General features: G+C 37.6%; 22 protein-coding genes. 13 read left to right on the top strand and 9 right to left on the bottom strand.

Annotation, left to right across the window (positions count from 1 at the left end; all coding sequences use genetic code 11):
* Window positions 1-125: 125 nt before the first annotated feature.
* Window positions 126-1,751 carry a helix-turn-helix domain-containing protein gene (locus tag BM143_RS03770; RefSeq protein ID WP_167375237.1) on the bottom strand — a complete coding sequence of 542 codons (1,626 nt, stop codon included), beginning with the start codon at window positions 1,749-1,751 and terminating at the stop codon, window positions 126-128.
* Window positions 1,752-2,040: 289 nt separating this feature from the next.
* Here BM143_RS03770 and BM143_RS03775 point away from each other — a divergent pair, with 289 nt between their 5' ends.
* On the top strand, window positions 2,041-3,201 hold the full coding sequence (locus tag BM143_RS03775; protein ID WP_090023117.1) for a thioredoxin family protein: 1,161 nt from the start codon (window positions 2,041-2,043) through the stop codon (window positions 3,199-3,201).
* Window positions 3,202-3,305: 104 nt separating this feature from the next.
* Here BM143_RS03775 and BM143_RS03780 read toward each other — a convergent pair whose 3' ends face one another.
* A complete protein-coding gene (locus BM143_RS03780; RefSeq protein ID WP_034729079.1) occupies window positions 3,306-4,328 on the bottom strand; it encodes a 3-oxoacyl-ACP synthase III family protein in 1,023 nt (340 codons plus the stop codon).
* 73 nt (window positions 4,329-4,401) lie between these two features.
* Here BM143_RS03780 and BM143_RS03785 point away from each other — a divergent pair, with 73 nt between their 5' ends.
* The 5 genes from BM143_RS03785 (at window position 4,402) to BM143_RS03805 (ending at window position 9,801) form a co-directional block, all read left to right on the top strand.
* On the top strand, window positions 4,402-5,301 hold the full coding sequence (locus BM143_RS03785; protein WP_034729076.1) for a magnesium transporter CorA family protein: 900 nt from the start codon (window positions 4,402-4,404) through the stop codon (window positions 5,299-5,301).
* Between the two features lie 405 nt (window positions 5,302-5,706).
* Window positions 5,707-7,293 (top strand): patatin-like phospholipase family protein, encoded by a 1,587-nt coding sequence (locus tag BM143_RS03790; protein WP_090023119.1) that lies wholly within the window; start codon window positions 5,707-5,709, stop codon window positions 7,291-7,293.
* A 35-nt stretch (window positions 7,294-7,328) separates the two neighbouring features.
* Window positions 7,329-8,798 carry an FAD-binding oxidoreductase gene (locus BM143_RS03795; protein ID WP_090023121.1) on the top strand — a complete coding sequence of 490 codons (1,470 nt, stop codon included), beginning with the start codon at window positions 7,329-7,331 and terminating at the stop codon, window positions 8,796-8,798.
* A gap of 29 nt (window positions 8,799-8,827) precedes the next feature.
* A complete protein-coding gene (locus BM143_RS03800; RefSeq protein ID WP_090023123.1) occupies window positions 8,828-9,298 on the top strand; it encodes a hypothetical protein in 471 nt (156 codons plus the stop codon).
* Window positions 9,289-9,801, top strand: coding sequence for a hypothetical protein (locus BM143_RS03805; protein WP_090023125.1), 513 nt, complete (start codon window positions 9,289-9,291; stop codon window positions 9,799-9,801). Before BM143_RS03800 ends, BM143_RS03805 begins: the two co-directional genes overlap by 10 nt.
* Before the next feature lie 610 nt (window positions 9,802-10,411).
* Here the strand turns inward: BM143_RS03805 and BM143_RS03815 are convergent.
* Window positions 10,412-10,942 carry an NAD(P)H-dependent oxidoreductase gene (locus BM143_RS03815; protein WP_090023127.1) on the bottom strand — a complete coding sequence of 177 codons (531 nt, stop codon included), beginning with the start codon at window positions 10,940-10,942 and terminating at the stop codon, window positions 10,412-10,414.
* A 95-nt stretch (window positions 10,943-11,037) separates the two neighbouring features.
* On the opposite strand from BM143_RS03815, the gene BM143_RS03820 reads away from it, so the two are divergent.
* From BM143_RS03820 to BM143_RS03835, 4 genes are all read left to right on the top strand, one after another.
* Window positions 11,038-11,430 carry a winged helix-turn-helix transcriptional regulator gene (locus BM143_RS03820; RefSeq protein ID WP_090023129.1) on the top strand — a complete coding sequence of 131 codons (393 nt, stop codon included), beginning with the start codon at window positions 11,038-11,040 and terminating at the stop codon, window positions 11,428-11,430.
* A gap of 146 nt (window positions 11,431-11,576) precedes the next feature.
* On the top strand, window positions 11,577-12,173 hold the full coding sequence (locus tag BM143_RS03825) for a hypothetical protein (RefSeq protein WP_090023131.1): 597 nt from the start codon (window positions 11,577-11,579) through the stop codon (window positions 12,171-12,173).
* A gap of 11 nt (window positions 12,174-12,184) precedes the next feature.
* Window positions 12,185-12,622, top strand: a complete 438-nt coding sequence (locus BM143_RS03830) for a hypothetical protein (protein ID WP_090023133.1) — start codon at window positions 12,185-12,187, stop codon at window positions 12,620-12,622.
* A gap of 43 nt (window positions 12,623-12,665) precedes the next feature.
* Complete coding sequence (locus BM143_RS03835) at window positions 12,666-13,175, top strand: hypothetical protein (protein ID WP_090023136.1); 510 nt, start codon at window positions 12,666-12,668, stop codon at window positions 13,173-13,175.
* A 114-nt stretch (window positions 13,176-13,289) separates the two neighbouring features.
* On the opposite strand, the gene BM143_RS03840 is transcribed toward BM143_RS03835, so the two are convergent.
* The 4 genes from BM143_RS03840 to BM143_RS03855 all read right to left on the bottom strand — a co-directional run bounded on the left by BM143_RS03840 (window position 13,290) and on the right by BM143_RS03855 (window position 16,058).
* A complete protein-coding gene (locus BM143_RS03840) occupies window positions 13,290-13,838 on the bottom strand; it encodes a DNA-3-methyladenine glycosylase I (protein ID WP_090023138.1) in 549 nt (182 codons plus the stop codon).
* Entirely contained in the window at window positions 13,838-14,155 is a 318-nt protein-coding gene (locus BM143_RS03845) for a nucleoside triphosphate pyrophosphohydrolase family protein (RefSeq protein ID WP_090023140.1), read from the bottom strand. Before BM143_RS03845 ends, BM143_RS03840 begins: the two co-directional genes overlap by 1 nt.
* A complete protein-coding gene (locus tag BM143_RS03850) occupies window positions 14,155-15,075 on the bottom strand; it encodes a helix-turn-helix domain-containing protein (RefSeq protein WP_090023142.1) in 921 nt (306 codons plus the stop codon). Before BM143_RS03850 ends, BM143_RS03845 begins: the two co-directional genes overlap by 1 nt.
* 176 nt (window positions 15,076-15,251) lie before the next feature.
* On the bottom strand, window positions 15,252-16,058 hold the full coding sequence (locus BM143_RS03855; protein WP_090023144.1) for an SDR family oxidoreductase: 807 nt from the start codon (window positions 16,056-16,058) through the stop codon (window positions 15,252-15,254).
* Window positions 16,059-16,480: 422 nt separating this feature from the next.
* On the opposite strand from BM143_RS03855, the gene BM143_RS03860 reads away from it, so the two are divergent.
* From BM143_RS03860 to BM143_RS03870, 3 genes are read left to right on the top strand one after another with little or no spacing between them, the layout of a single operon-like run.
* Window positions 16,481-17,395 carry an alpha/beta hydrolase gene (locus BM143_RS03860; protein WP_090023146.1) on the top strand — a complete coding sequence of 305 codons (915 nt, stop codon included), beginning with the start codon at window positions 16,481-16,483 and terminating at the stop codon, window positions 17,393-17,395.
* Between the two features lie 17 nt (window positions 17,396-17,412).
* Complete coding sequence (locus BM143_RS03865) at window positions 17,413-17,790, top strand: hypothetical protein (protein WP_139221979.1); 378 nt, start codon at window positions 17,413-17,415, stop codon at window positions 17,788-17,790.
* A 55-nt stretch (window positions 17,791-17,845) separates the two neighbouring features.
* Complete coding sequence (locus BM143_RS03870) at window positions 17,846-18,862, top strand: TQO small subunit DoxD (protein WP_090023151.1); 1,017 nt, start codon at window positions 17,846-17,848, stop codon at window positions 18,860-18,862.
* A gap of 207 nt (window positions 18,863-19,069) precedes the next feature.
* On the opposite strand, the gene BM143_RS03875 is transcribed toward BM143_RS03870, so the two are convergent.
* Window positions 19,070-20,647, bottom strand: coding sequence for a DHA2 family efflux MFS transporter permease subunit (locus tag BM143_RS03875; protein ID WP_034729026.1), 1,578 nt, complete (start codon window positions 20,645-20,647; stop codon window positions 19,070-19,072).
* Between the two features lie 135 nt (window positions 20,648-20,782).
* Window positions 20,783-21,886, bottom strand: a complete 1,104-nt coding sequence (locus BM143_RS03880) for an HlyD family secretion protein (RefSeq protein WP_090023153.1) — start codon at window positions 21,884-21,886, stop codon at window positions 20,783-20,785.
* Window positions 21,887-21,899 lie beyond the last annotated feature (13 nt).

Genomic DNA, 21,899 nt, shown 5'->3' on the forward strand with positions numbered 1-21,899 from the left:
AAATGCAGTAGATTCATTCCCATAAAGCTGGCGCAAAGATATAGATGCGAAGGTCTTACATAAAACAATAGGTTATCTGTTTTCATGAAAATGAAAAGACACAATTTCTAAAAACAATCTGATTCTTAAGTGTTTTCCGGAAAATGAACATTTTTATCTGACTGATTTTCAGCATCCAGATATTTTATATAAGATGATGGAGAAAAATCGGTCACGGCCTTGAAGACAGACGCAAATTTACTGTGTGAAGAAAAGCCGCACTCGTCTGCAAGGATACTTATTTTATACTGTCTGTACTTTTCATCATTGATCAGCTTATCCACAATATAGTTAATCCTCAGACGATTGACATAGGTTTTCACATCCGCATTTTTATGCTGATTGATCACATAGGAAAGATACTTCGTATTGGTATTGAGTTCCGCGGCCAGGAAGGACAGCGACATATTCTTATTGTTATACAGGTCTCCTTTCTCAAATTCTTCAAGAAGTTCCAGGAGTTTTGCCTCTGTTTCGGAGGTCATCAGGGATTCATTTCTTCTTTTATCAGATCCACCTACCCTGTCGTCCACTTCTTCTACGGAAATATTGGAAAAATCGGAATTTTCTGTTTTTAATGGGCTAGATTCACCGCGTGAACTGATCATTTGAAGCTGAGTTCTGATAATATTCCGGAATTTTGAGCGCTGTTTTCTCTGTTTTGTTTTAAAAAAGATAACAATTCCAATAAGGGTAACAAGCAATACAATAATGGCTGCATTTTTTACAATACTGATCTGTGAGCTTTTTTTACTGGGTTTTACCAAAGTTTCCGGGCCACTAAGTGAGACTTCTCGGCTTCGGGCGGTAAGACTGTCGTAGGCTCTTACATATTTTACGGCATACAAGGACGCTTTAAAATTATCTCCCGTTCCTTCATAATAATCATTGATATTGGAATAGACTGCTTTTTTAAGCTTAAGACTTTTGGAACTGTCTGCTATGTTTTCGGCTTTTTTAAGATAGGTTTCGGCATCTTTCCAGTTTTTCTGTTTCAAACGAATACCTCCCATTCCGTTATAGACCAATCCGAGTACACAGCATTTATTTTTAAGCATCGATTCTGCTTTACGGTAATAGCTTTCAGAAACCGTATAATCTTTAAGTTTAAAATAGACATCTCCAAGAATCTGGTAGGAAGCTGCTACAGCCCTTTCATTATCCTGGGGATTATCTTTTTCAAAAGAGTCTAATGAATACTGAATATATTTCACTGCATCAGAATAGCTACCCCGTTCCATTTCATAATAGGCCATTTCCTGATTCAAAAGTCCGAGTATTTCCCCTCTTTTTTGAGAATCGGTGATGCCTTTGGCTGCTTCTATGCCTTGTAGTGTATACTTTTTTGATCTTTCATGAAGCCCCACCAGGCGGTATTCTTTAGCCAGAAATTCATTCACACGGGCAAACCATTCAACCTCATTAATCTGACTTAAAAGAGAATGGGCATTTTCACCGTAGCATATAGATTTTTTGAATTCTCCGGCGGAGTGATATAATTCAGCAGAAAGAAGAAGGCTTTTCACCTTATCTAAAGGTTTTTGTGCAGTCATGTACAGCGAATCTGCAGTTTTCAGGGCTCCCGGAATATCTTTTTGTGCTGTTTGAATAGAGGTTCTTTCACAGATCTGATCGAAGCCGTATTTTTTCTGAGCCCAGATGGGGACAGCAGTAATGAACAAAAACAAAAGTTTTAGCAGACTTTTAGGCATAAAAAAATAAATTATTATTTGGATTTTATAATAATTCATCATTTTCATGGGTGTCTTTTTGTTTTTTACAAAGCTACTAATATTTTATATTTTATTAAAATATTCTTCAATTATTTAATTTTTTTAACTAAAAACAAGAATATTATTTAATTTAATAACACATCATCAACAATTTTCACATTAAATAGAATTAATATATATTAAAAATAAAATTTCCCGTAACTATTTTCAATTTCCAGCTACTTATATAATCGCATAATTATTACATTTGTAATCAATAAAAAGTTTTATGAAAAAATTAGCAATATTTTCTTCTTTATTTATAGCTGCAGTAGCATTTGCACAAGGAATTAAATTTGAAGACAGCAATTTCGCTGCTATTCTGGCGAAGGCAAAAAAAGAAAACAAACTGGTATTTGTGGATGCCTATGCATCTTGGTGCGGACCATGTAAATTGATGGTGAAAAATATTTTCCCGCTTCAGACTGTTGGAGATTTTTACAACTCCCATTTCGTGAACGCCAAAATTGATATGGAAAAAGGAGAAGGAATAGGTCTTGCCAAAAAATATAATGTAAAAGCATTTCCTACGTATCTTTTCATCAATGGTGACGGAGAGGAAGTACACAGAACGCTAGGGTATGTAGAAGAGAAAGACTTCATTCAGTTTGCTAAAGACGCTGAAGATCCGAATAAAAGACTGACCGCATTAAAGCAAAAATTTGAAAAAGGAGAAAAAGATCCTGAATTTCTAAAAAACCTTGCCGGACTTACCATCTATAATGATTCTGAACTGGCTGGAAGAGTATTGGACCGTTATTTCCAACAAAAAACAACCCTTGATCAGGAAGATGTACAAATGCTTCTTTCAGGAGTGCAGAGTACGGAAAGCCCTTTGTATAAAATATTCCAGAACAAAAAAGCGGAAATTATCAAAATCCTCCCTGAAGAGAAGTACGCGAAATTTGACAAAAATATAAAACTGAATACAGCAGTTAAGAAATCTTATAACGCAGACACAAAAACCTGGAATGACAGCTATTTCTTAACAGAGACTCAAAAATTCATGACCAAAGAGGAGTCTGAAAAGTTCCTGAAAAAAGTGAAAGCTAGCAGAGCTCTGAAGGATAAAGATATTCCTACTTATGAGAAATTAACGATAGAGCTATACAAAGATTATTCTGCAGCAAGTTCTGAAGAATTAAACTCTTTAGCATGGAACTTCTTTGAAAACGTAAGCAGCAAAGCTTCTCTGGAAAAAGCAGTAGCTTGGGCTCAGGAATCTGTAAAGAAAAATGAAAACTATGCCAATACGGATACGTTAGCGAATCTTTACAACAAAATCGGAGATAAGAAAAATGCCAAGATGTGGGCTGAAAAGTCTGTTCAGCTGGCAAAAAGCACAGGAGAAGATTCTACAGACACTGAAAAGTTACTGAAAAGCCTTTAAATAATAAAGTATAAAAAAGAAATCCGCAGAGCTTTGCTCTGCGGATTTTTTATGTTTAAACCATCTATCAAATATAATGATAGCAGTTTCATGATTTCGTCTGATTAATATTGGAACAGAACACTTCCCCATGTAAATCCGCTTCCGAATGCTGAAAGCAGTACCAGGTCTCCTCTTTTGATCTTTCCTTCTTCAATAGCTTCACTTAAAGCAATAGGAATAGAAGCCGCCGTTGTATTTCCGTATTTCTGAATATTATTGTGAATTTTCTCGTCCGGAAGTCCAAATTTCTGCTGTACAAACTGGGCAATTCTAAGATTCGCCTGGTGAGGAATGAACATATCCAGATCTTCAATAGTTTTTCCTGCTTTATCCAATGCTTCCTGCATCGTCTCAGGGAATCTCGTTACCGCGTGCTTGAACACAAAATTTCCGTTCATGATCGGATATACTTCTTTATCGGTAACATTTTCAGGTTCTTTTCTCATTCTGTCGCTCCATCCGAATTTAGAACCGGGGAACTGGGTACACAATTCGTCCGCATATTTCCCTTCAGAATGCATATTCACCGCTAAAATATCTCCTGCATTGGCATCTTCAGTCGCTGAAAGCACTATCGCTCCTGCTCCATCTCCGAAGATCACTGAAACCCCTCTTCCCTCATCAGAAAAATCAAGTCCGAAAGAATGGATCTCTGCCCCTACTACCAGAATATTTTTATACGTTCCGGATTTGATGAAAGCATTGGCTACACTTACCGCATATACAAACCCTGAACATTGGTTTCTGATATCCAAAGCACCAATGGTATCACATCCCAGCATATCCTGAAGTAAAACGCCACAACCCGGGAAATAATAATCCGGAGAAAGCGTCGCAAAAACAATATAATCTATATCCTGAGCAGTAAGTCCTGCTTTTTCAAGAGCTTTTTCAGAAGCTTTGAATCCTAAATAGGCAGTGGTTTCCTGAGAGTCGTTTCTGTTTTGTCTGTGTCTTCTTTCTTTGATGCCCGTTCTTTCCGTAATCCATTCATCATTGGTGGTCATCAGTTTTGCTAAATCATCATTCGTAACAACATTGTCCGGAACATAAAATCCAATCCCTTTTATTGTACTTTTAATCATATAGTTTTTTTAATTTTGGCAAAGATAAAATTATTTAACACATAGTTTTTCAAAATATTAGTATTTTTATTATATGCCAATCGACACGATATACAGAGATTCCCAATGTGAATGGGTAGATGTAGAGGCTCCCACTGCGGAAGACCTGAAATTTCTTCACGAAAGATATGAGATCAACAATCTTCTGCTGGAAGATACCATGGATCCGAACCACCTTCCGAAATACGAAGAAGATGGCAGTGTAAAATTCTTCCTCCTTCGCGAAAGCACCGAGCTGGAAAGAAAAAACCTCAATACCATAAGCGATATCAGTACGAAGATTGCGATCTTTCTGCTGGAAAATACCATCATCACCATCCACAGGATGAAAACGAAAAGTATTTTAGAAACGAAAAAACAGATTTCTGCCATCCAGACAGAAGTTCCCCCTTCAAAGATCGCTTTAATGATCGCCCTTCTGATTATGAAGAGCTTTGATGATGAGTCCATCAGCCTTCTGGAAACGATGGATAATATCGAAAACGAAATTTTCCTCAAAAACACCAACCATACCAACCAAATCAGAAGACTGTATAAACTGAAAAGAAAATCCGGGCTGAACTCACGGGTACTGACCATTTCAACCGATGCAGTAGATAAATTCAAACTCTTAAATCTTCAGGATTCAGAGATTGTCGATTTAAAAGATAAGCACAAGGATGTTGTGGCGGATTTTGATCATTTAAATATTCAGATCACCAACCTTATTTCAATGTTTCTTGCGCTTTCGGATCAGAAGGCGAATCAGGTCATGAAAGTTCTGGCTATTTATTCGGTATATTTCTTACCGATCACCTTTATCGCTGGTCTTTATGGGATGAATTTCGAGAATATGCCTGAGCTGCATCATAAATACGGATACTTTATCACCGTTGGGGTTATGGCTTTGGTTGTGATCTGCACCTTTATTTATGCGAGGCGAAAACAGTGGTAAAATAAAGGGTGAAAACACTTGGATGGGAATAAGGATTTGTGACTAACTTTAAACAGTATTTAAAACTCTGTCTTTGTTGGTTTTCGCAAAGGCGCAAGGAATTAAAAATGTTTATGTTGTTAAGGCGCAAGAAAATCAAAGATTTTCAGCTATTTTCCCATGGGATAAGTATTAAAAAATACTTTCGTCATTGTAAACCTTCAGGTGAAGCAATCTCAGATTTACGAAACAATAAAATATTTTAGAGATTTCTTCGTCGTATAGCTCCTCACAATGACGGTATACAATTTTATCGGAGATAAAATCCTAGCCCTTAAAAACAGTTTAATGTAATAAAAACTTTGCGCCGTTGCGAAAACCAACAAAGACAAAGACCAAGTACAAATACCAAACACCCAATCACCCATGAAAACTGAAATCTTAAACCAAATTCTTGAAGAAAATGTACTCTCCCGGGAATCTAAGGATAAACTCGCTGCCCTGCATGAGCATATTTCGTTAAAGGAGTTTTCCGATCTGCTGGATGCACAGGGAAGCCAGTATGTAGAGTTTGTTCAGGAAGGAGGAGGGGTCTGGGGAAGTGCTTTGGTGGGTTACCTTTATGGGTTAGAGATCTTTGGTGTTCGGTTCTTAAAAGTGGCGGGAACCAGTGCCGGAGCCATCAATACCATGCTTATTGCCGCCTGTAAGACCAAAGAGGAAGCTAAAAGTGAAGTCATCAAGGATATTCTTTTCAGCTGGAATTTTGCAGACTTTATGGATGGAAAGACTTATGTAAAAACCACCATTCATGCGATTCTGAACAATAAGGATTTCTTTAAGATCAATGCGATTATTTTAGCTGTTATTATGGTGATCCTCGTGATCATTCCTTTTGCCTCCAGACCGGAAACCACGCTGAATGCGAAACTCCTTTTTCTGATTCCTTTAATTCCGGTGATTATCGCCTTTTTCTGTATTAAAAAATTCTACAATGATTTCCGGAAACAGAACAGTGGATTCAATCCCGGGAATACTTTTTTACAAACCATGCAAAGTGTTCTGGACGGTTTCGGCATTAAAACGGTGGCTGAACTTAATGAAAAATTTATTCAGAAAGAACAGAGCCTTAACCTTAATTACCGTTACGGAAATACACAGGAATATTACACCATCGCTTTAAAAAGCATTGAAGCCATTAAGAATAAAAACCTGGAACATATCGACCAGACACGCTACAGGATATTTTATGAAAGTGCCGTGAACAATGATTATTATAAAAACAATCCGTTTTACCAGCTTCGCTCGGAATATGTCGTTATCACGACGGATATCAATGCAAAGATCAAAGTAGAACTTCCTACGATGGCCAATTTATACTGGTCTGAAGAAGAACTGAAGCACGTAAGTCCAGCCGAATTTGTAAGAGCTTCTATGTCTGTTCCGTTCTTTTTTGAGCCTTTCCAGAAACGCATCGATAAGGATGACAGCTCAGTGAAATACGCCTGGAAATTCTGGATGAACACAAAACCAGAGGATATCTACCCTGCCGGAATTTTCATTGACGGCGGAAGTATCTCCAACTTCCCGATCGATATTTTTCATGCCAGCGATGTCTTTTATCCGAGAATGCCGCTTTTCGGGGTGCAGCTTACCAGCGATTCAGATATCCTGTCTGAGAAAGGAAAAACGAGCGAAGAAATCCTCAAAACGCCTTTTTCTTATGCGGGAAACATCATCAGCACACTAAAAGGATTTAACGACAAATCATTTTTAACCAAACACAGTTTTTACCGTCTTTACAGTATTCAAACCGTGAATTGCGGAACGAGCAGCTGGTTGAATTTCTTTATGAAAAGAGAGGAAAAAGAAGATCTTTTCAACAGAGGTTTTCAAGCTGCCCTGGATTTCCTGAATCAGTTCGATTGGGAAAAATACAAATACGAAAGAATGATGCTTTCCATGAAGGAGAAAAAGATCCTGAAGGAAGAGGATACACCGACGGTGGGATAAGGAATTTTGAGTATTTTAGATGTTTAATATTGTCAATGAAGAAAAGATATTTTTTTGCCATCGGGATTGTAATCGTCCTTGTCCTTATTTCTATCCCCATTATTCACGTTCTCAGAACGAAGTGGAATGAGCCTGATCTTAAGACTGAAACACCGAAAGGCTATGCGAATGATGTGAGTCAGCTGAATTTAACCAAAATAGACACTTTAATAAAGGTTCCTTCTTCAAAAACAGAGATCGAAAACCAGCTGCGCCAGATTCTGAAATATGCTAAGGAAAAGAAATTAAAAATATCCATTGCCGGAGCTCAGCACAGTATGGGCGGACACACGATTTACCCAAACGGTATTTTGCTGAATATGCTTCCGTATAAACATATGGAACTGGATGCTAAGAATAATATCCTTACCATTGGCTCGGGTGCTCTTTGGGAAGATGCTATCCAATACCTCGATAAAAAAGGAAAATCAATTGCCGTGATGCAGGCTTTCAGCTCTTTTTCCATAGGCGGTTCTGTAAGTGTGAACGGTCACGGATGGCAGAAAAACATTCCCCCGGTTGGATCAAGTGTTGTTTCATTTACATTAATGAATCACAATGGTGAAATTATCAACTGCAGCAGGGAGGAGAATCCTGAGCTGTTTAAACTGGTGATCGGAGGATATGGTCTGTTCGGGATTATTTTGGATGTGAAATTAAAAGTGGTGGATAATACAAACCTCAAATACCGGTATGTCCGTTTAAAATCTGATGACTATACGAATGATTATAAAAGGCTTATTGCTGATCGTCCGGAAGTCAGTCTTGTTTTTGGAAGGTTAAGGATTTCCGATAAGCATTTTCTTGAAGAAGCCACGATCAACTATTTTGAAAAGACCGATGAAAAACCGTCATCAATTACCGCTAAAAATGCAAAAAGTGAAGAAACGAAACGTCTTGTTTTCCGGAGCACCGTCAACAGTGAATATGGAAAAAGGCTTCGCTGGGATCTGGAAACCAACCTCAGCAAAATGGCTCAAAATATTGTCTATACGAGAAATGAACTTCTTGACGGCCATGTTTCTCTCATTGAAAATAAAGACCCCAATTCCACGGATTTGCTGCAGGAATATTTTATCCCGGAAAGGAATTTCAACCAGTTTATCAAAGCTATCAAGCCAATTCTCAAAAATTCAGAATTGGACCTTCTTAATATAACAATCCGCGCAGTGAATAAAGATGAAGACAGCTACATGAACTATGCAAGGGAAAATGTTTTCGGGTTTGTCTTATTATTTAACCAAAAGAAAACGGCAAAACAGGAAGACGCTATGAAGATCCTGACTAACAAACTGGTAGATGTTACTCTTAAAAATGAAGGAACGTTTTATCTGCCCTACCGTCTCCATATCGACAGGATAAAGATGAGGAAAGTATATCCTCAGGCTGACTCCTTCTTCGCTATGAAAAGAAAGTATGATCCTCAGGAAATTTTTGACAACAAATTTTACCAGCATTATAAATAAAAATTTAATCTTATTTTAAAAATCTAATAATGGCCAGTTGTTTTATTATATTTAAAGACGGAAGATGCTTTTCCAGAAGATGGACGGGCTACGATTATATTATTCGGATTGCGATTGAGGAACTGGGTTTTATCGAAAACGGGAAGCCACTGGCAGAATGGCTGGAACTTCAAATCCCTCCCGAAGACGAGAACGAATATGAAAGAGCAGAAAGTGGCTACGGCTTTTACAGCGCCCGCACCGATGAATGGATCAACCGGCATCTGGATACCAGAAGCCTGACAGAGGAAAACCAAAAGTTGTTCTGGAAAGCCATTGAAAACGGAAGAATCAAAGTGCATGACCCGGAGTTGCCGGATTATACGGATTTAAACCCTGAATATTTTGATTATTTTTATGAAATGTACAGGCTTTCTGAGGATGGAGCTCCACCGTTGGAATATTCTCATTGGGGCAATGTGACAGAATGTGATGAGAAAAACGGCCCGGGATGGGAGTGAAAACAATTCAATACATTAATGATCTGAATATGAACTGGGTGATCAGAAGCACAAAAACGGTAGAATGTCACACAAACCTTCATGAAGTTTTAAAACCTATCTGGGAAGACCTTATTGATTACGATTGGATCATGACAGATCTTGATTTCATGGCAGATGATCAACTACCAATCCATTTTGATCAAGATTATTTTATTTTAAACAGAGAAGAGTTTAGTGTAATTTATCGATCCCGGACTCAAATAATTTGGGGAATTATTTCTGCTGTTCCCAAAAATATACAATTGGATTTCAACCTTATTTCAAATTTATCTGCAGAAGATGAAAATGTATGGAAAACCGATCAATATTTGATTAAAGAATCTTATCTCGAAATTACAGCATTTGACAGTGGATATACCATCGTTAAATTCAAAGATGAAAAACTCTCAAATAAATTCAAGGCCTATTTTCAGGATGAAGCTATAGATTTATATGAGTTTAACAAAAAATATAGATTATGAAATTAAGATCAATTGGTAAGTACTTTTTCCTTTGCGGAGTAGTGATGTTTCCCCTTTCTGTCATCATGTTTTTAATTGGGGCAGGAATGTTTACTGCCAGAGGAAACTTTTCACCAATAGTCAGAAGCTTAGCGGAGTTTTGTTTTATTTTTTGGCTGCCCTTTTTTGCATTGGGAATTATTTTTTCACTTACTGGAATGATTATTTATTTCATCAAAAATAAATCAAAAGATTAAATTAACCTGAGTTCGGGATAAGAAGTATTTAACAATTTCTTTTAATTTTTTTTTAATAAAGATCTAAGGAAAATCCTTGTGTCTCAGTTTTGGCTAAAGCCTTTTGCAATGTGTATATCTTGTAGACGGGCTGAAGCCCGTCCCTATTGAATATATAGGAACCCATCGAGAAATATCTGTCAGTTTATCAAGGTATTAAATCTTATCACAAGAAAAAAATAATTCCAATCCTCATTTTTTCAGTCTTATCATCTCAATGCTTTTATTTCGATCTAATATGACCATTTTTGCTCTTTCTTTGTTCTATACTCTTTATTCTTTGTTCTTTGTTCTATACTCTTCATTCTCTCTTATTATCCCAAACTCAGATTAAATTACAAACCTTCCAAAAATTCCAGATACATCGGCACACTGCTCTCAATCCATTCCTGTGAAGGATCATTTTCGATTCCATAGTACACAAAAGGCTCTTTATAATCTCCTTTGATATAGTCGAAAGTCAGTTCGTAAGGACGGAAAAGCTCATTCATGGTATATTTGTACTTTCCGGATTCGCTATAGCCTTCTTCATCTATTCCAGCGGTAACGGCCAGTGACATCTTCTTACCTCCGACTTTGTAACCGCTCTTACTACCGTAGGCCCAACCGTAAAGAAGCACCTCATCAAACCATTTTTTCAAAAGCGGCGGACTGCTGAACCAGTAAAACGGAAACTGGAAGACAATTCTGTCATAAGACTCTATCAGCTGTTGTTCTCTCTCTACATCAATCTTTTCATCCGGATAAGATTCGTACAGGGAGTGAACGGTATATTTTTCAGGATATTTTTTTAATTCTTCTATCCATCTTTTATTGATCACCGATTTTTCAATATCAGGATGAATGACTATTACTAATGTTTTCATTTTTCTGTTTAAATTTTCTTCAGCAAAAATAATATACGTAACTTACATTTAAAATAGTAATGCCCAATTGTATGGTACTATAAAAAATGTAAGTAATGACTAAAATAAAGGAAACATCCACCAATTTTGCCAATAAAAAAGCGCTTTCCGACGAGTGTCCGGAGATCTATGCTTCCAATACCATCGGCGGACAGTGGGCGCTTGCCATCTGCTGCTATCTTATCAACGGAAAGTTAAGATTCGGAGAGCTCAGAAAAAAGCTGAACAATATCACAGAACGAATGCTTACCCTGCAACTCCGCAGACTGGAAGAAGATAGAATTATCACCAGAACCGTGTATGCTGAAGTTCCGCCCCGTGTGGAATATGAGCTGACAGAGATCGGTTATAAGCTAAAACCCATCATCCTGGAATTTGAAAAATGGGGTAAGGAGCATAAAGAGATTATGTTGGATAAAGAGGCTGTTTCTGAACCGCAAAAGGTGTAAAAGAGTTGAATTTAAGTTTTGGCTAAAGCCAATTGATTTTGTTTTATTCATTGAACGGGCTAAAGCCCGTTCCTATTGATGAAACAGAGACTAACAATTGAATTTCACATTCAAAAACCTCACTTACATACAAGCAATTTACTTTCATGGATAAAATTTTAGTATTCTTTTTTATATTTTTAAGTTGTGATGTTCTATTTTCACAGAATATCAATGAGTATAACAAAATTTTAAAGATAGAAAACTTACCCTTCAACAAACATGAAGTAAGAATTTACAGCAAGCAGGCAACTTCAGCCGGATTAGAAATGTTTAGGCTATCTCAGGATGATATGGAAAACTGGACCTGCGAATTATACAAAACAGAATCAACAGGAAATCAACAGATAGCAATTCAAAAACATTATACAAATTCACCAAAAAACATAGATTTGGTTTGGGTAAAAATTCTTGATACCGATCTTTTACATCTTCCCCAGTGGAAAAGTATTCAGTATAAATTAGAAAAGAAAAATAAAGAATATTTTACGGAAGATGGTGAAATTATGTCTTCAAAATCTTCATCAACTATATTGGACGGGGTTTCTTATTATGTAAAAATAAAAAATGATAAAAAAGAAAATCAATTTAAATACGATAATCCTGAATCCTACTTAAAAATTTACCCTAGTGTTGATGAGCTAATTTCCTTTAAAGAATTACTGGACATAGTAAGAACTGAATTCAAAGTTTTCGATAAATAGTATAAAAACATATGGTTACATTAAATTTTTTAAAAGAGATTTTATCTTCTCATGCTTTGAGAAATAATCCCAGCGCCAATTATTTTTATGAATTTGATATCGTTGCATTTGATCGTTCCATAAATGCTCCGGATTTCATGAGAACCCACTTTGCTTTAAAAGATAATAAGGAACTGACAGTACACCCAATCACTGAACATGAATTCAAAAAAACAATACATAAGTGGTTCTTTGGGCGTGAAAGGTCAAAGAATATCAATCCGGACGGGCTGGAAAATCTGGAAAGCTTTTATCATTCTTTACAATCTTTCACCAAAGAAAAGAGAATTTTCCATTTTCAGAATGTTAACGTTGGAAGGTATGAATATCAGCTGGGTATAGATTATGATTATTTATACATTGAAGGCGAAGAAAATAATTTCCTCGTTTATTTCAACGCACAAGGCTGATAATGCTTAAATTTAAGGTATTGTAAAAATTAAAAACTACACTATGAAAAATTTGTTTTTTTTCCTCAGTCTATCCGTTTCTTTACTCCTCGGAATCAACGCGAATGCACAAAAAATTTCCGATGGCCAGACTATAGAAATCAATGGTATGAGCGTTACTTTTAACATTTTAAACAAAGAAAGCGTGGAAGCAGGCGGAAAGCCTTACGACCGCTATAAAGTTTCAGCTTCTGTAAAAAATACCTCCGATAAAGGGTATAATATCAGACTGTCTTCTTACCCTCAGATTGTGAGCAATATGGGACTTGTAGAACTCGACTGCATCAATGCAACAGGGGCCAAACTGACTTCCAAAAAAATTGAACTGAAGATGAAAGTCCAGATGATCAATGTGTCTTATTCCGCATATGATAAATCCGGGAAATACACCACCAATATGATTCCTGTAACAGGAAGTTATTATTTTGATCCGGGAGATACCATCAGTGATAATGCAATCTTTATTGTTCCACAAGGTGAGAAACCGGATGTTTCGGTGAGGAATTTAAGATGATGTGATGATGTGATAATGTGATGATGTGGTGATTTGGTGATTTGGTGATTTAAAAAAATACCATCTCCTCTCAAACGTTCCCACACTAAAACTCTCAAACTCTCAAACACAAATCTACTCCATCCAAAGTGGCTTCTGTTCCAGTACATGATGATAAACAGGGCACGTTTCGGCGTGGGCTCCTTTCAGATATCCTGTACTCATTAAAAATTCATTTACGATTTCTCCGCCGGTGAATTTAAAGGTCTTTTTGAACAGCTTCATCCATTCCTGAAGGGTTTTCGGGTGATGATGTTCCAGCCATTTTTCAAAAGATCCGAATTGCTTCTGCAGTTCTATAATGGTTTTAGCATTTTCAATGGCTGCATTTATTTTCAGGCGGTTTCTGATGATTCCGCTGTCGTTCATCAGTCTTTCCCTATCCTCTTCCGTGTAGGCAGCGATCGTTTGGATATCGAAATTGTTGTAGGCTTTTCTAAAACTTTCTTCTTTCTTTAAAACGGTTTCCCAGCTGAGACCTGCCTGATTGATTTCCAGGATCAGCCTGCCAAAAAGTTCGTTGTCATCATGAATCGGAAATCCGTAATAATGATCGTGGTAGTTTTTGTGCAGTTCTTTTCTGCTTTCGGGCTGCATTCCGTCTATAGCTAAACAATAACTCATTAAAATAATTTTTCTGTTTTGGTTAAAAATTCGTCTAAAGCTTCTTTAATATCAATTCCTGTGCGGTCTGCCAAAACGATCAGCCACCAGATATTTTCACCTAATTTATGCTTCAATTCGGCTTCGGAATCTTTTTTAAGCCATCTTTTCTGGTGAGACATAATATCTCTGCCCACCAATCCTGCATCGGTAAGATAGGCCAGAGCATCCTCTTCCAAAGTCCATTCGGTTCCATGGTGCTGGCGTTCCAGTTCATGATAGCTTTCTCTGATTCCGAGGGAACGTCTAATGATTTCGTCGAGATTATTTTGATCCATTATTCTATTTTTTTTAAAGATTGTTTGTATTCGTTAGGGGTAAGTTCTGTTTTCTTTTTGAATAATTTACTGAACGACTGCGGATGCTCAAAACCCAGCTGGTAAGCCGTTTCTGAAACCGAAAACTGAGATTCAGAAAGATATTCTTTAGCTTTTTCTATCAGTGTATCATGAATATGTTGTTGTGCATTCTGTCCTGTATGATGGCGAAGCATATCACTTAAATATCTTGGGGTAAGGTTAAGCTGTGATGCCAGATATTCTACAGTTGGAAGTCCGTTTATTCCTTTTTCATGATCGAAATAATCATTGAGAAGCTCTTCCATTTTAGACAATACATTATTGTTCACAGATTTCCTGGTGATAAATTGTCTGTTGTAAAAACGGTTGCTATAAGTCAGTAATAATTCTATCTGAGAAATAATAACATCCTGGCTGAACTGATCTATCCGCTCATTCAGCTCATTCTGAATGTTGTCGAAAACATCCTTAATGGTTTGTTTCTCTTTTTCCGAAAGATACAATGCTTCTGCTGCAGAATAGGAAAAAAAACTATATTCCTTAATTTTCTTCAGCAGTGAATAAGGTCTGATAAAATCCGGATGAATGTGCAAAGACATCCCACTGTAGTCAGCTTCTTCATTATCCATTCTAAGGACCTGACCTGGCGATACGAAGGACATTCCACCATTTTCAAAGTCATAATATCCCTGTCCGTACCGGATTTTACCGTTGAATTTTGTTTTAAACGAAATTTTATAGAAATCTGATTTTGTCCCGTTTTCAAAAATTTCAGGATCAAAACGAGTCTCACCATAATCAATAATACTGATTAAGGGATGCAATGGTGCAGAAATCCCCATCGCTTCATGTAAAGCCGACAGCGAACGAAAATAAACCGGAGATGGATTGGTTTTCATAATACAAATATAAGATGAGATTGTGACAACTGTTTGTCAGGAGGAGGGAAATGTCAATTTTGCTTCGCAAGTCAATCGTCAATCGTCAATTCTAAAAATGTCGTGCATGAAATTCACAAGCGCAGCGGATTCACCATTCACTTGCGAAGCAAAATTCACTATTCATCTATCCGTTTCTAAAATACAAAATCTGATTTTATTCTCTGTACCTGTGCTTCAGCGCCTGTTTCAGCTCTCTCATCATATAAAGCATGGGCATCTTTTCCTGCAATATACCTCAGCTGATCTTTTCCATCCGTGGCTGCTTCGTAAATAACCCTGGCTATATCTTCCGGTTTTGAATAATTTGAAATCTGTTCAGGGCTGTATCCTTCACTGACTTTTGCCACCAACTGTCCGTAAGCCTCATGTGCAGCTCCATCCAAAGATCGTCCCGCAAAATCAGTCTGTATTCCTCCGGGAGCTACAATTTTCACTTTAATTCCGAATTGTGCCAATTCATAGCCCATAGATTCTGAAAAACCATCCACGGCAAATTTTGTTGCACTGTAAACGGAACATGTAGGAAAACCTATCAACCCAAAGCTTGAGGTGATATTTATTAAAACACCATCCTTTTTCTCCCTGAAATACGGAGTAAAACCTTTCGTGATACGGATTACTCCCATCAGATTGGTTTCAATCTGCATTTTAATCTGCTCATCAGTGAAAGCTTCCAACGGCCCTATTAATCCATATCCGGCATTGTTTAGAACGACATCAATTTCATAATGAGTAAGAATATAATCAATGGTTTCTTTAAGCTCCTGTGGATTGGTGACATCAAGTTTCAGAACCGTCACGTTTTCCAGTTGGGTCAGTTCGGTCTCAGTTTGCGGATTTCTCATCGTTGCAATAACATTCCAGCCCTTACTCTGAAATAGTTTTGCCGTTGTTTTTCCTAAACCTGATGAAGCTCCTGTAATAAAAATTGTCTTTTGCATTATTGTAAATTTTATACTGCAAAATTCCTGAGAATTCAGGATTTAAAAGTAACCAAACTGAGTTTGGTTGTAGCTGTTTTGACGAAAAGTAATAAATAGCTGGAAGTTGGATTAAGATATTTTTTTAGATACCAGACATCAGATTTCAGACATCAGACGATAACTGGAATAAGGATATCAATAGTGAATTTTGCTCCGCAAGTGAATGGGAAATGCCAGATACCAGACATAAGATATTAGACAATCATTTATTAGCTTAATGACTAGCAACCAGCAGCTCAAACCAGAACTAGCAACCAAAATTCAAACTCTCTCAAACCCATATTTCGGCATCTCATCTTTCTTTCTTTAAAAAACGAAAATATCCTGTTCGAACTCAGGTTAAATAGTTACTTTTGGCAAAAATAAAAAGACAAGGCTCTATGAAACAGCTTTTATTACTTCTATTTTCCATGATTGCAAGTGCTGTTCAGGCCCAGAATCTCTATTCCAAAGCTTATGGCAGTCCAAAAGATACACCTGTTATTTTCATCCACGGCGGACCCAGTGGAAATGCCACTCTGTTTGAAGGAACTACGGCTCAAAAGCTTGCAGACAAAGGATTTTATGTGATTGTTTATGACAGACGCGGCGAAGGAAGGTCTAAAGATGATCATGCGGCCATGACTTTTAAAGAAAGCTTTGAAGACCTCAACCAGATCTATGCAACATACCATCTTAAAAAAGCCAATATCCTCGCCCATAGTTTTGGAGGAATTATCGGAACGCTATTCACCAGACAGTTTCCTGAAAAAGTAAGTTCACTGACACTAGCCGGCGCATTATTTTCACAGCAGGAAACCTATGATCATATTTTAAAAGAAGCTAAAGAGAAATTCAAAAATGATCCCTCACAGCTTCAGGAGATTGCGGAAATTGAAAATTTAAGTAAAAACTCGGCAGCCTATAGAAAGAGATGTTATGAAATGGCCAGCAAAATGAATTTCTTCAGCATGCCCTCTCCTACTCCCGAAAGTAAGCAATTGAGACAGGCATATGAAGCGGGCGAATTTTACGCCAATAATTTCAGAAACCAGGAATCACCGTTGAAGTTCTATAAAAATGAATCCCAGAACAACATTGACAATACTTCTGTTCTGAACGAGATAAAAAAACGTGGAATTCCAATTTTCGCAGTGTATGGAAAAGACGATGGCATATTTTCCAAGAAGCAGCTTAATGATATGAAAACGATCGCCGGAAAAAATCATTTTAAAATCATTGATAATTGTTCCCATTATCTCTTCGTTGACCAGCAGAACGAATTTTTACAATTCATGGGTGAAAATCTAAAATAAAATGTAGTTTTGTAAACATGCGAACCACAGGCACTTCTATGAAAAACTATAAAGCACTCATCATGATGCTGATATTGGTGTTTTCATTATCGCCGTGTTCTGTGAAAAGAGATCTTCTCGGCATTTTTGATGTTCAGTATATCAGTGGTTTAAATAAAGTAAAAACGACCGCCAATCCTACTTTTGATTGTGACAGCTCCACTGAGCTTTCCTCCCGGAGAATGGCAGCTTCAAAGGCAGATTTCAGGTCTAAAGAAACCACCCTATTTACATCAAATTCAGGTTCAGATTTTCCTGAGGATACCGTTTTTCAAAAAAAATATTCCGGAACAACAACCGGAAACAGTCCGCCGAAATACATCCTGTTTAAAAGATTGAAATTACATGTGGTTTAGATTGTTATCCGAATCAGATTTTCTATAAACCGTCTTTTAATACAATACAATTTCAATGAAACATACTTCAAACAGCCGGTCTTATGACCTGGCCGGACTCTATACATTATCACTCCGTCTTGTGATCGGATGGACTTATTTTTCAGCATTCTGGCGCAGACTCGTCCTCGAAAACAAACTCATTCCCGATGAAGCCGGATATATCGGTGAAAAATTCAATCATTTTCTTCCTAATGCTTTGGGAATAAAACCTATTATTGAATATCTGGTTACCCACCCCGATGCTTTGGAAACGTCAATGATTACCTTTACCATTATTGAGGCTGTGGTAGGCCTGTGCATTATTTTAGGATTATTTACCCGATTAATGAGCATTGGGATTTTTGGGCTTGCCTTGGGAATTCTTCTCGGTTCCGGCTGGATAGGAACGACCTGTCTGGATGAATGGCAGATCGGTGTTTTGGGAATTGCCGGAGGATTTGTTTTATTCCTTACGGGAAGCGGTCCTTTTTCAATGGATCATTATTTCATTAAAAAGAATACACCTTTCACTCACAAAAAATGGTTTCTGTGGCTGGGCTCCGGTGTCCTTCCTTTATCAAAACCCAAAACGATTGTGCTGGCGGGATCTGTTTTTATTTTCGGGCTTACGCTGTATACAAACCAATATTTCCATGGTGGCGTTTGGGGAACACTTCATAATAAATCGGTAAAACCGAAGGTTGAAATTTCCAATGTTTCACTGAATGCTTCGGAGATAACGTTTGAAATTTACAGGACACAGGGAGCAGATGTGTACGGTTCTTTTCTGATCGGAATTCAGTTTCTGGATAAAAACGGAACTGTTTTAAAGGCATTAGACCTCAACGATCTTTCAAAGTTTCCTAAAGAACATATTAAAAATCATTATGTAGCGAAAGTAAAACCCGGAAAGCACTCTCTTATTATTCCACTGGGCTCAAAGGCTGATCTGACAGTCAATCTCCATGATATTTCTGTGAAACAGGAAGATATTCATACGGTGAAGCTGATTGATATTAGTGGTATTGAATGGACTGCGGGCGTAAAGTAAGAAACTTAAAATTGAACCATTAAGAGCCAAGAATATGAAGTTGAGCTTCGCTTTAAGATATATGGCTTAAAAAAATCAATGATTTTTCTTAACTAACCTTACTTTCTTCATTAATCTTAATGTTTTAAAAAGCGTAAGTTATCATATGAATACAACATTCCATAAAAAAACCTCCGGAAATTCCGGAGGTTTTGTATTTCAACTGATCTAGTGCATGGCTTCACTTAAATCTATTTTTTCTTTGCTCTTTCGTTCTTTTACCAATAAGATGAACGGAATACAAATCAGGAAGGCAATTCCTAAATAAAGGAAGACATCCATGTATGACAGTACCGTTGCCTGCTTGGTGACCGTCATATCCATCATTTTATAAGCGGCGTTCATGGCACCATCGGGAGTCATCCCTTTTGCCATAAAGCTTGCTTTTAATCCATTCAATCTTTGCTGGACATCAAAATCATTGGAGTCTAAATGAGAAATCAGATTCACTCTGTACTTCTGGCTGGCATTGGCTATAAATGTTGTGATCGCTGCGATCCCGAAAGATCCTCCCAACTGTCTCATCATCCCTGTAAATGCTGCTCCCTGGCCAATTTCCTGACCTTTCAACGTACTTAATGATAATGAAGTGATCGGAATAAATAATAATCCTAATCCGGCTCCTCTTACCATTAACATCCAGAAGAATGCATCTTTACCGGTGTCCGGAGTCAGAATTTTATATCCCCAGAAACTGTAAACGAAGAAGGTAAATAATCCCAGAGATACCAAGATCTGCTGTTTTACTCCTTTTGAAAGTAACCTACCAATAATAGGCATCATGAAAGCGGTTGTTAATGCCGCTGGAATCATTAATGCTCCGGATTCTAAGGCCGTCCACCCTAAAATACTCTGGGTATACAACGGAACGATAAACGTAGAACCATATAAACCAAATCCTAATACAAAGGACATCACGGTTCCAATCCTTAAATTACTGTTTTTCAAAACCCGCAGCTCTACAATCGGATACTTGAAAGTAAGTTCCCTCCAGAGGAATAATATAAATCCTAAAACTGCTGATACGGTAAACAGGACAATCCATCCACTCGCAAACCAGTCTTCTTCATGCCCTCTTTCTAAGATGTACTGTAATGAACCAACCGTAACAGCCAATAAAGCGATTCCTAACCAGTCTACATCTGACGCTTTTCGTCTCTCAGCATATTTCGGGCTCTTTATAAATTGTAAAGTCATTAAAGTGGCCGCAATCCCGATAGGAATATTGATATAGAAAATATAAGGCCAGCTGAAATTATCTACGATATATCCTCCTAATGGTGGCCCCAATGTAGGACCAATAATTACTCCCAGACCATAAATAGCCTGAGCCATACTTCTTTTTTCAACAGGATAGGATTCTGTAATGATGGTCTGTGAGGTTACCAGTAAGGCTCCACCTCCAATCCCCTGACAGAGTCTGAAAAATACCAGTTCCCAGATATTATCTGCATTACCGCATAAAAAAGAGAATACGGTAAAAATGATAATAGAAGCTGCAAAGTAATTTCGTCGTCCGAACTGTTGAGAAAGCCAGCTTGTCATGGGTACGATAATCACGTTACCAATGGCGTAAGCTGTAATTACCCAACCTACTTCGGAAAGGGTAGATCCCAGGTTACCTTTCATCTCGTTCAGGGCAACGTTCACAATCGTGGAATCCACAATTTCCAGCAAAGCACAAAGAATAGCTGTGATCGTAATGATCACTCTTCGGGCTCCGTATTCTACTAATGAATCTTGCATAGTTTTTTACGATGTAAAAAAGGTGAATTGTCAATGGTTAATCAACTTCGTTTGTCAATTTTCAATCTCATGTTATCCTCAGCAACTGACTTGCATCAGCAAAATTGACAATTCACTTATTTCACAGTTTTAATATTATTTAAGCGAAACCTCTGCTTTCACGTTCATTCCCGTTCTTAGCTTCTTAGCAACATTCGGGTCCAGTTTTACGAAGTCGATCTTTACAGGAAGTCTTTGTACTACTTTCACGAAGTTACCACTCGCGTTATCCGGAGGAAGAATAGAGAAGGTAGAACCTGTAGCCGGAGAGAATGAACTTACCACTCCGTCAAATTCTGTATCCGGGAAAGCATCGATCTCGATTTTCACTTTCTGACCTTCTACCATTTTATCAACCTGAGTTTCTTTAAAGTTGGCCACTACCCATTTCTGGTCGTTTTTCACTAAGCTGAATAACTGAGATCCCGCCTGTAAATACTGTCCTGCCTGGATAGGAACTTTTCCTACAAATCCGTCTTCCGGAGCCAGGATAATGGTGTAAGAAAGATTCAGTCTTGCATTTTCCACGTCTACTTCTCTCTGCTTAGCCACTGAACCTGCCACGCTGATCTGCTGAGAACTTGCAGCGGTCTGAGAAGACGCTACATTCGTTTGCTGAGCGATCTGGTTTCTCTGATCTACCAAAACCTGCAATTGTCTGTCTGCAGATTGTTTTGCGGCCAAAGCCTGCTCATATTGCTGTTCAGTAATCGAGTGATCTTTTACCAGTACTGAATATCTTTTAAGATCCTGATTGGTTTTCCAGACGTTTACTTTTGCTGCTTCTATCTGAGCATTAGCCGTTGTTACAGCTGCTTCTGAAGTATTGATGCTTTTAGATGTTGCTGTAGTCGTAGCCTGTGCGTTTGAAATATTGCTTTTTGCAGTCGTTAATGCTGCTTCAGCCTGTACCAAAGCCATTTTCTGGTCTCTGTTGTCCAGTATCACCAAAGTATCCCCTTTCTTTACAAACTGATTATCTTTTACTTTTACCTGCGTTACATATCCTGAAACTTTAGAAATCACAGGGCTCATGTTGGAAGCAATCTGAGCATCATCCGTTTCTTCGTGAATCTGTCCGTAAGAATAAGTTCTGTATCCGTAAATCCCTCCTACCACAACAACAACTGCTAAAATGATCGGGAAAACTAAACTTTTTTTCTTTTTAGGTTCAATTACCGGTGTATTATTATTTTCCATTTTTGGTCTTAAT

This window comes from Chryseobacterium oleae, assembly GCF_900115055.1.
GTDB classification, from domain to species: domain Bacteria; phylum Bacteroidota; class Bacteroidia; order Flavobacteriales; family Weeksellaceae; genus Chryseobacterium; species Chryseobacterium oleae.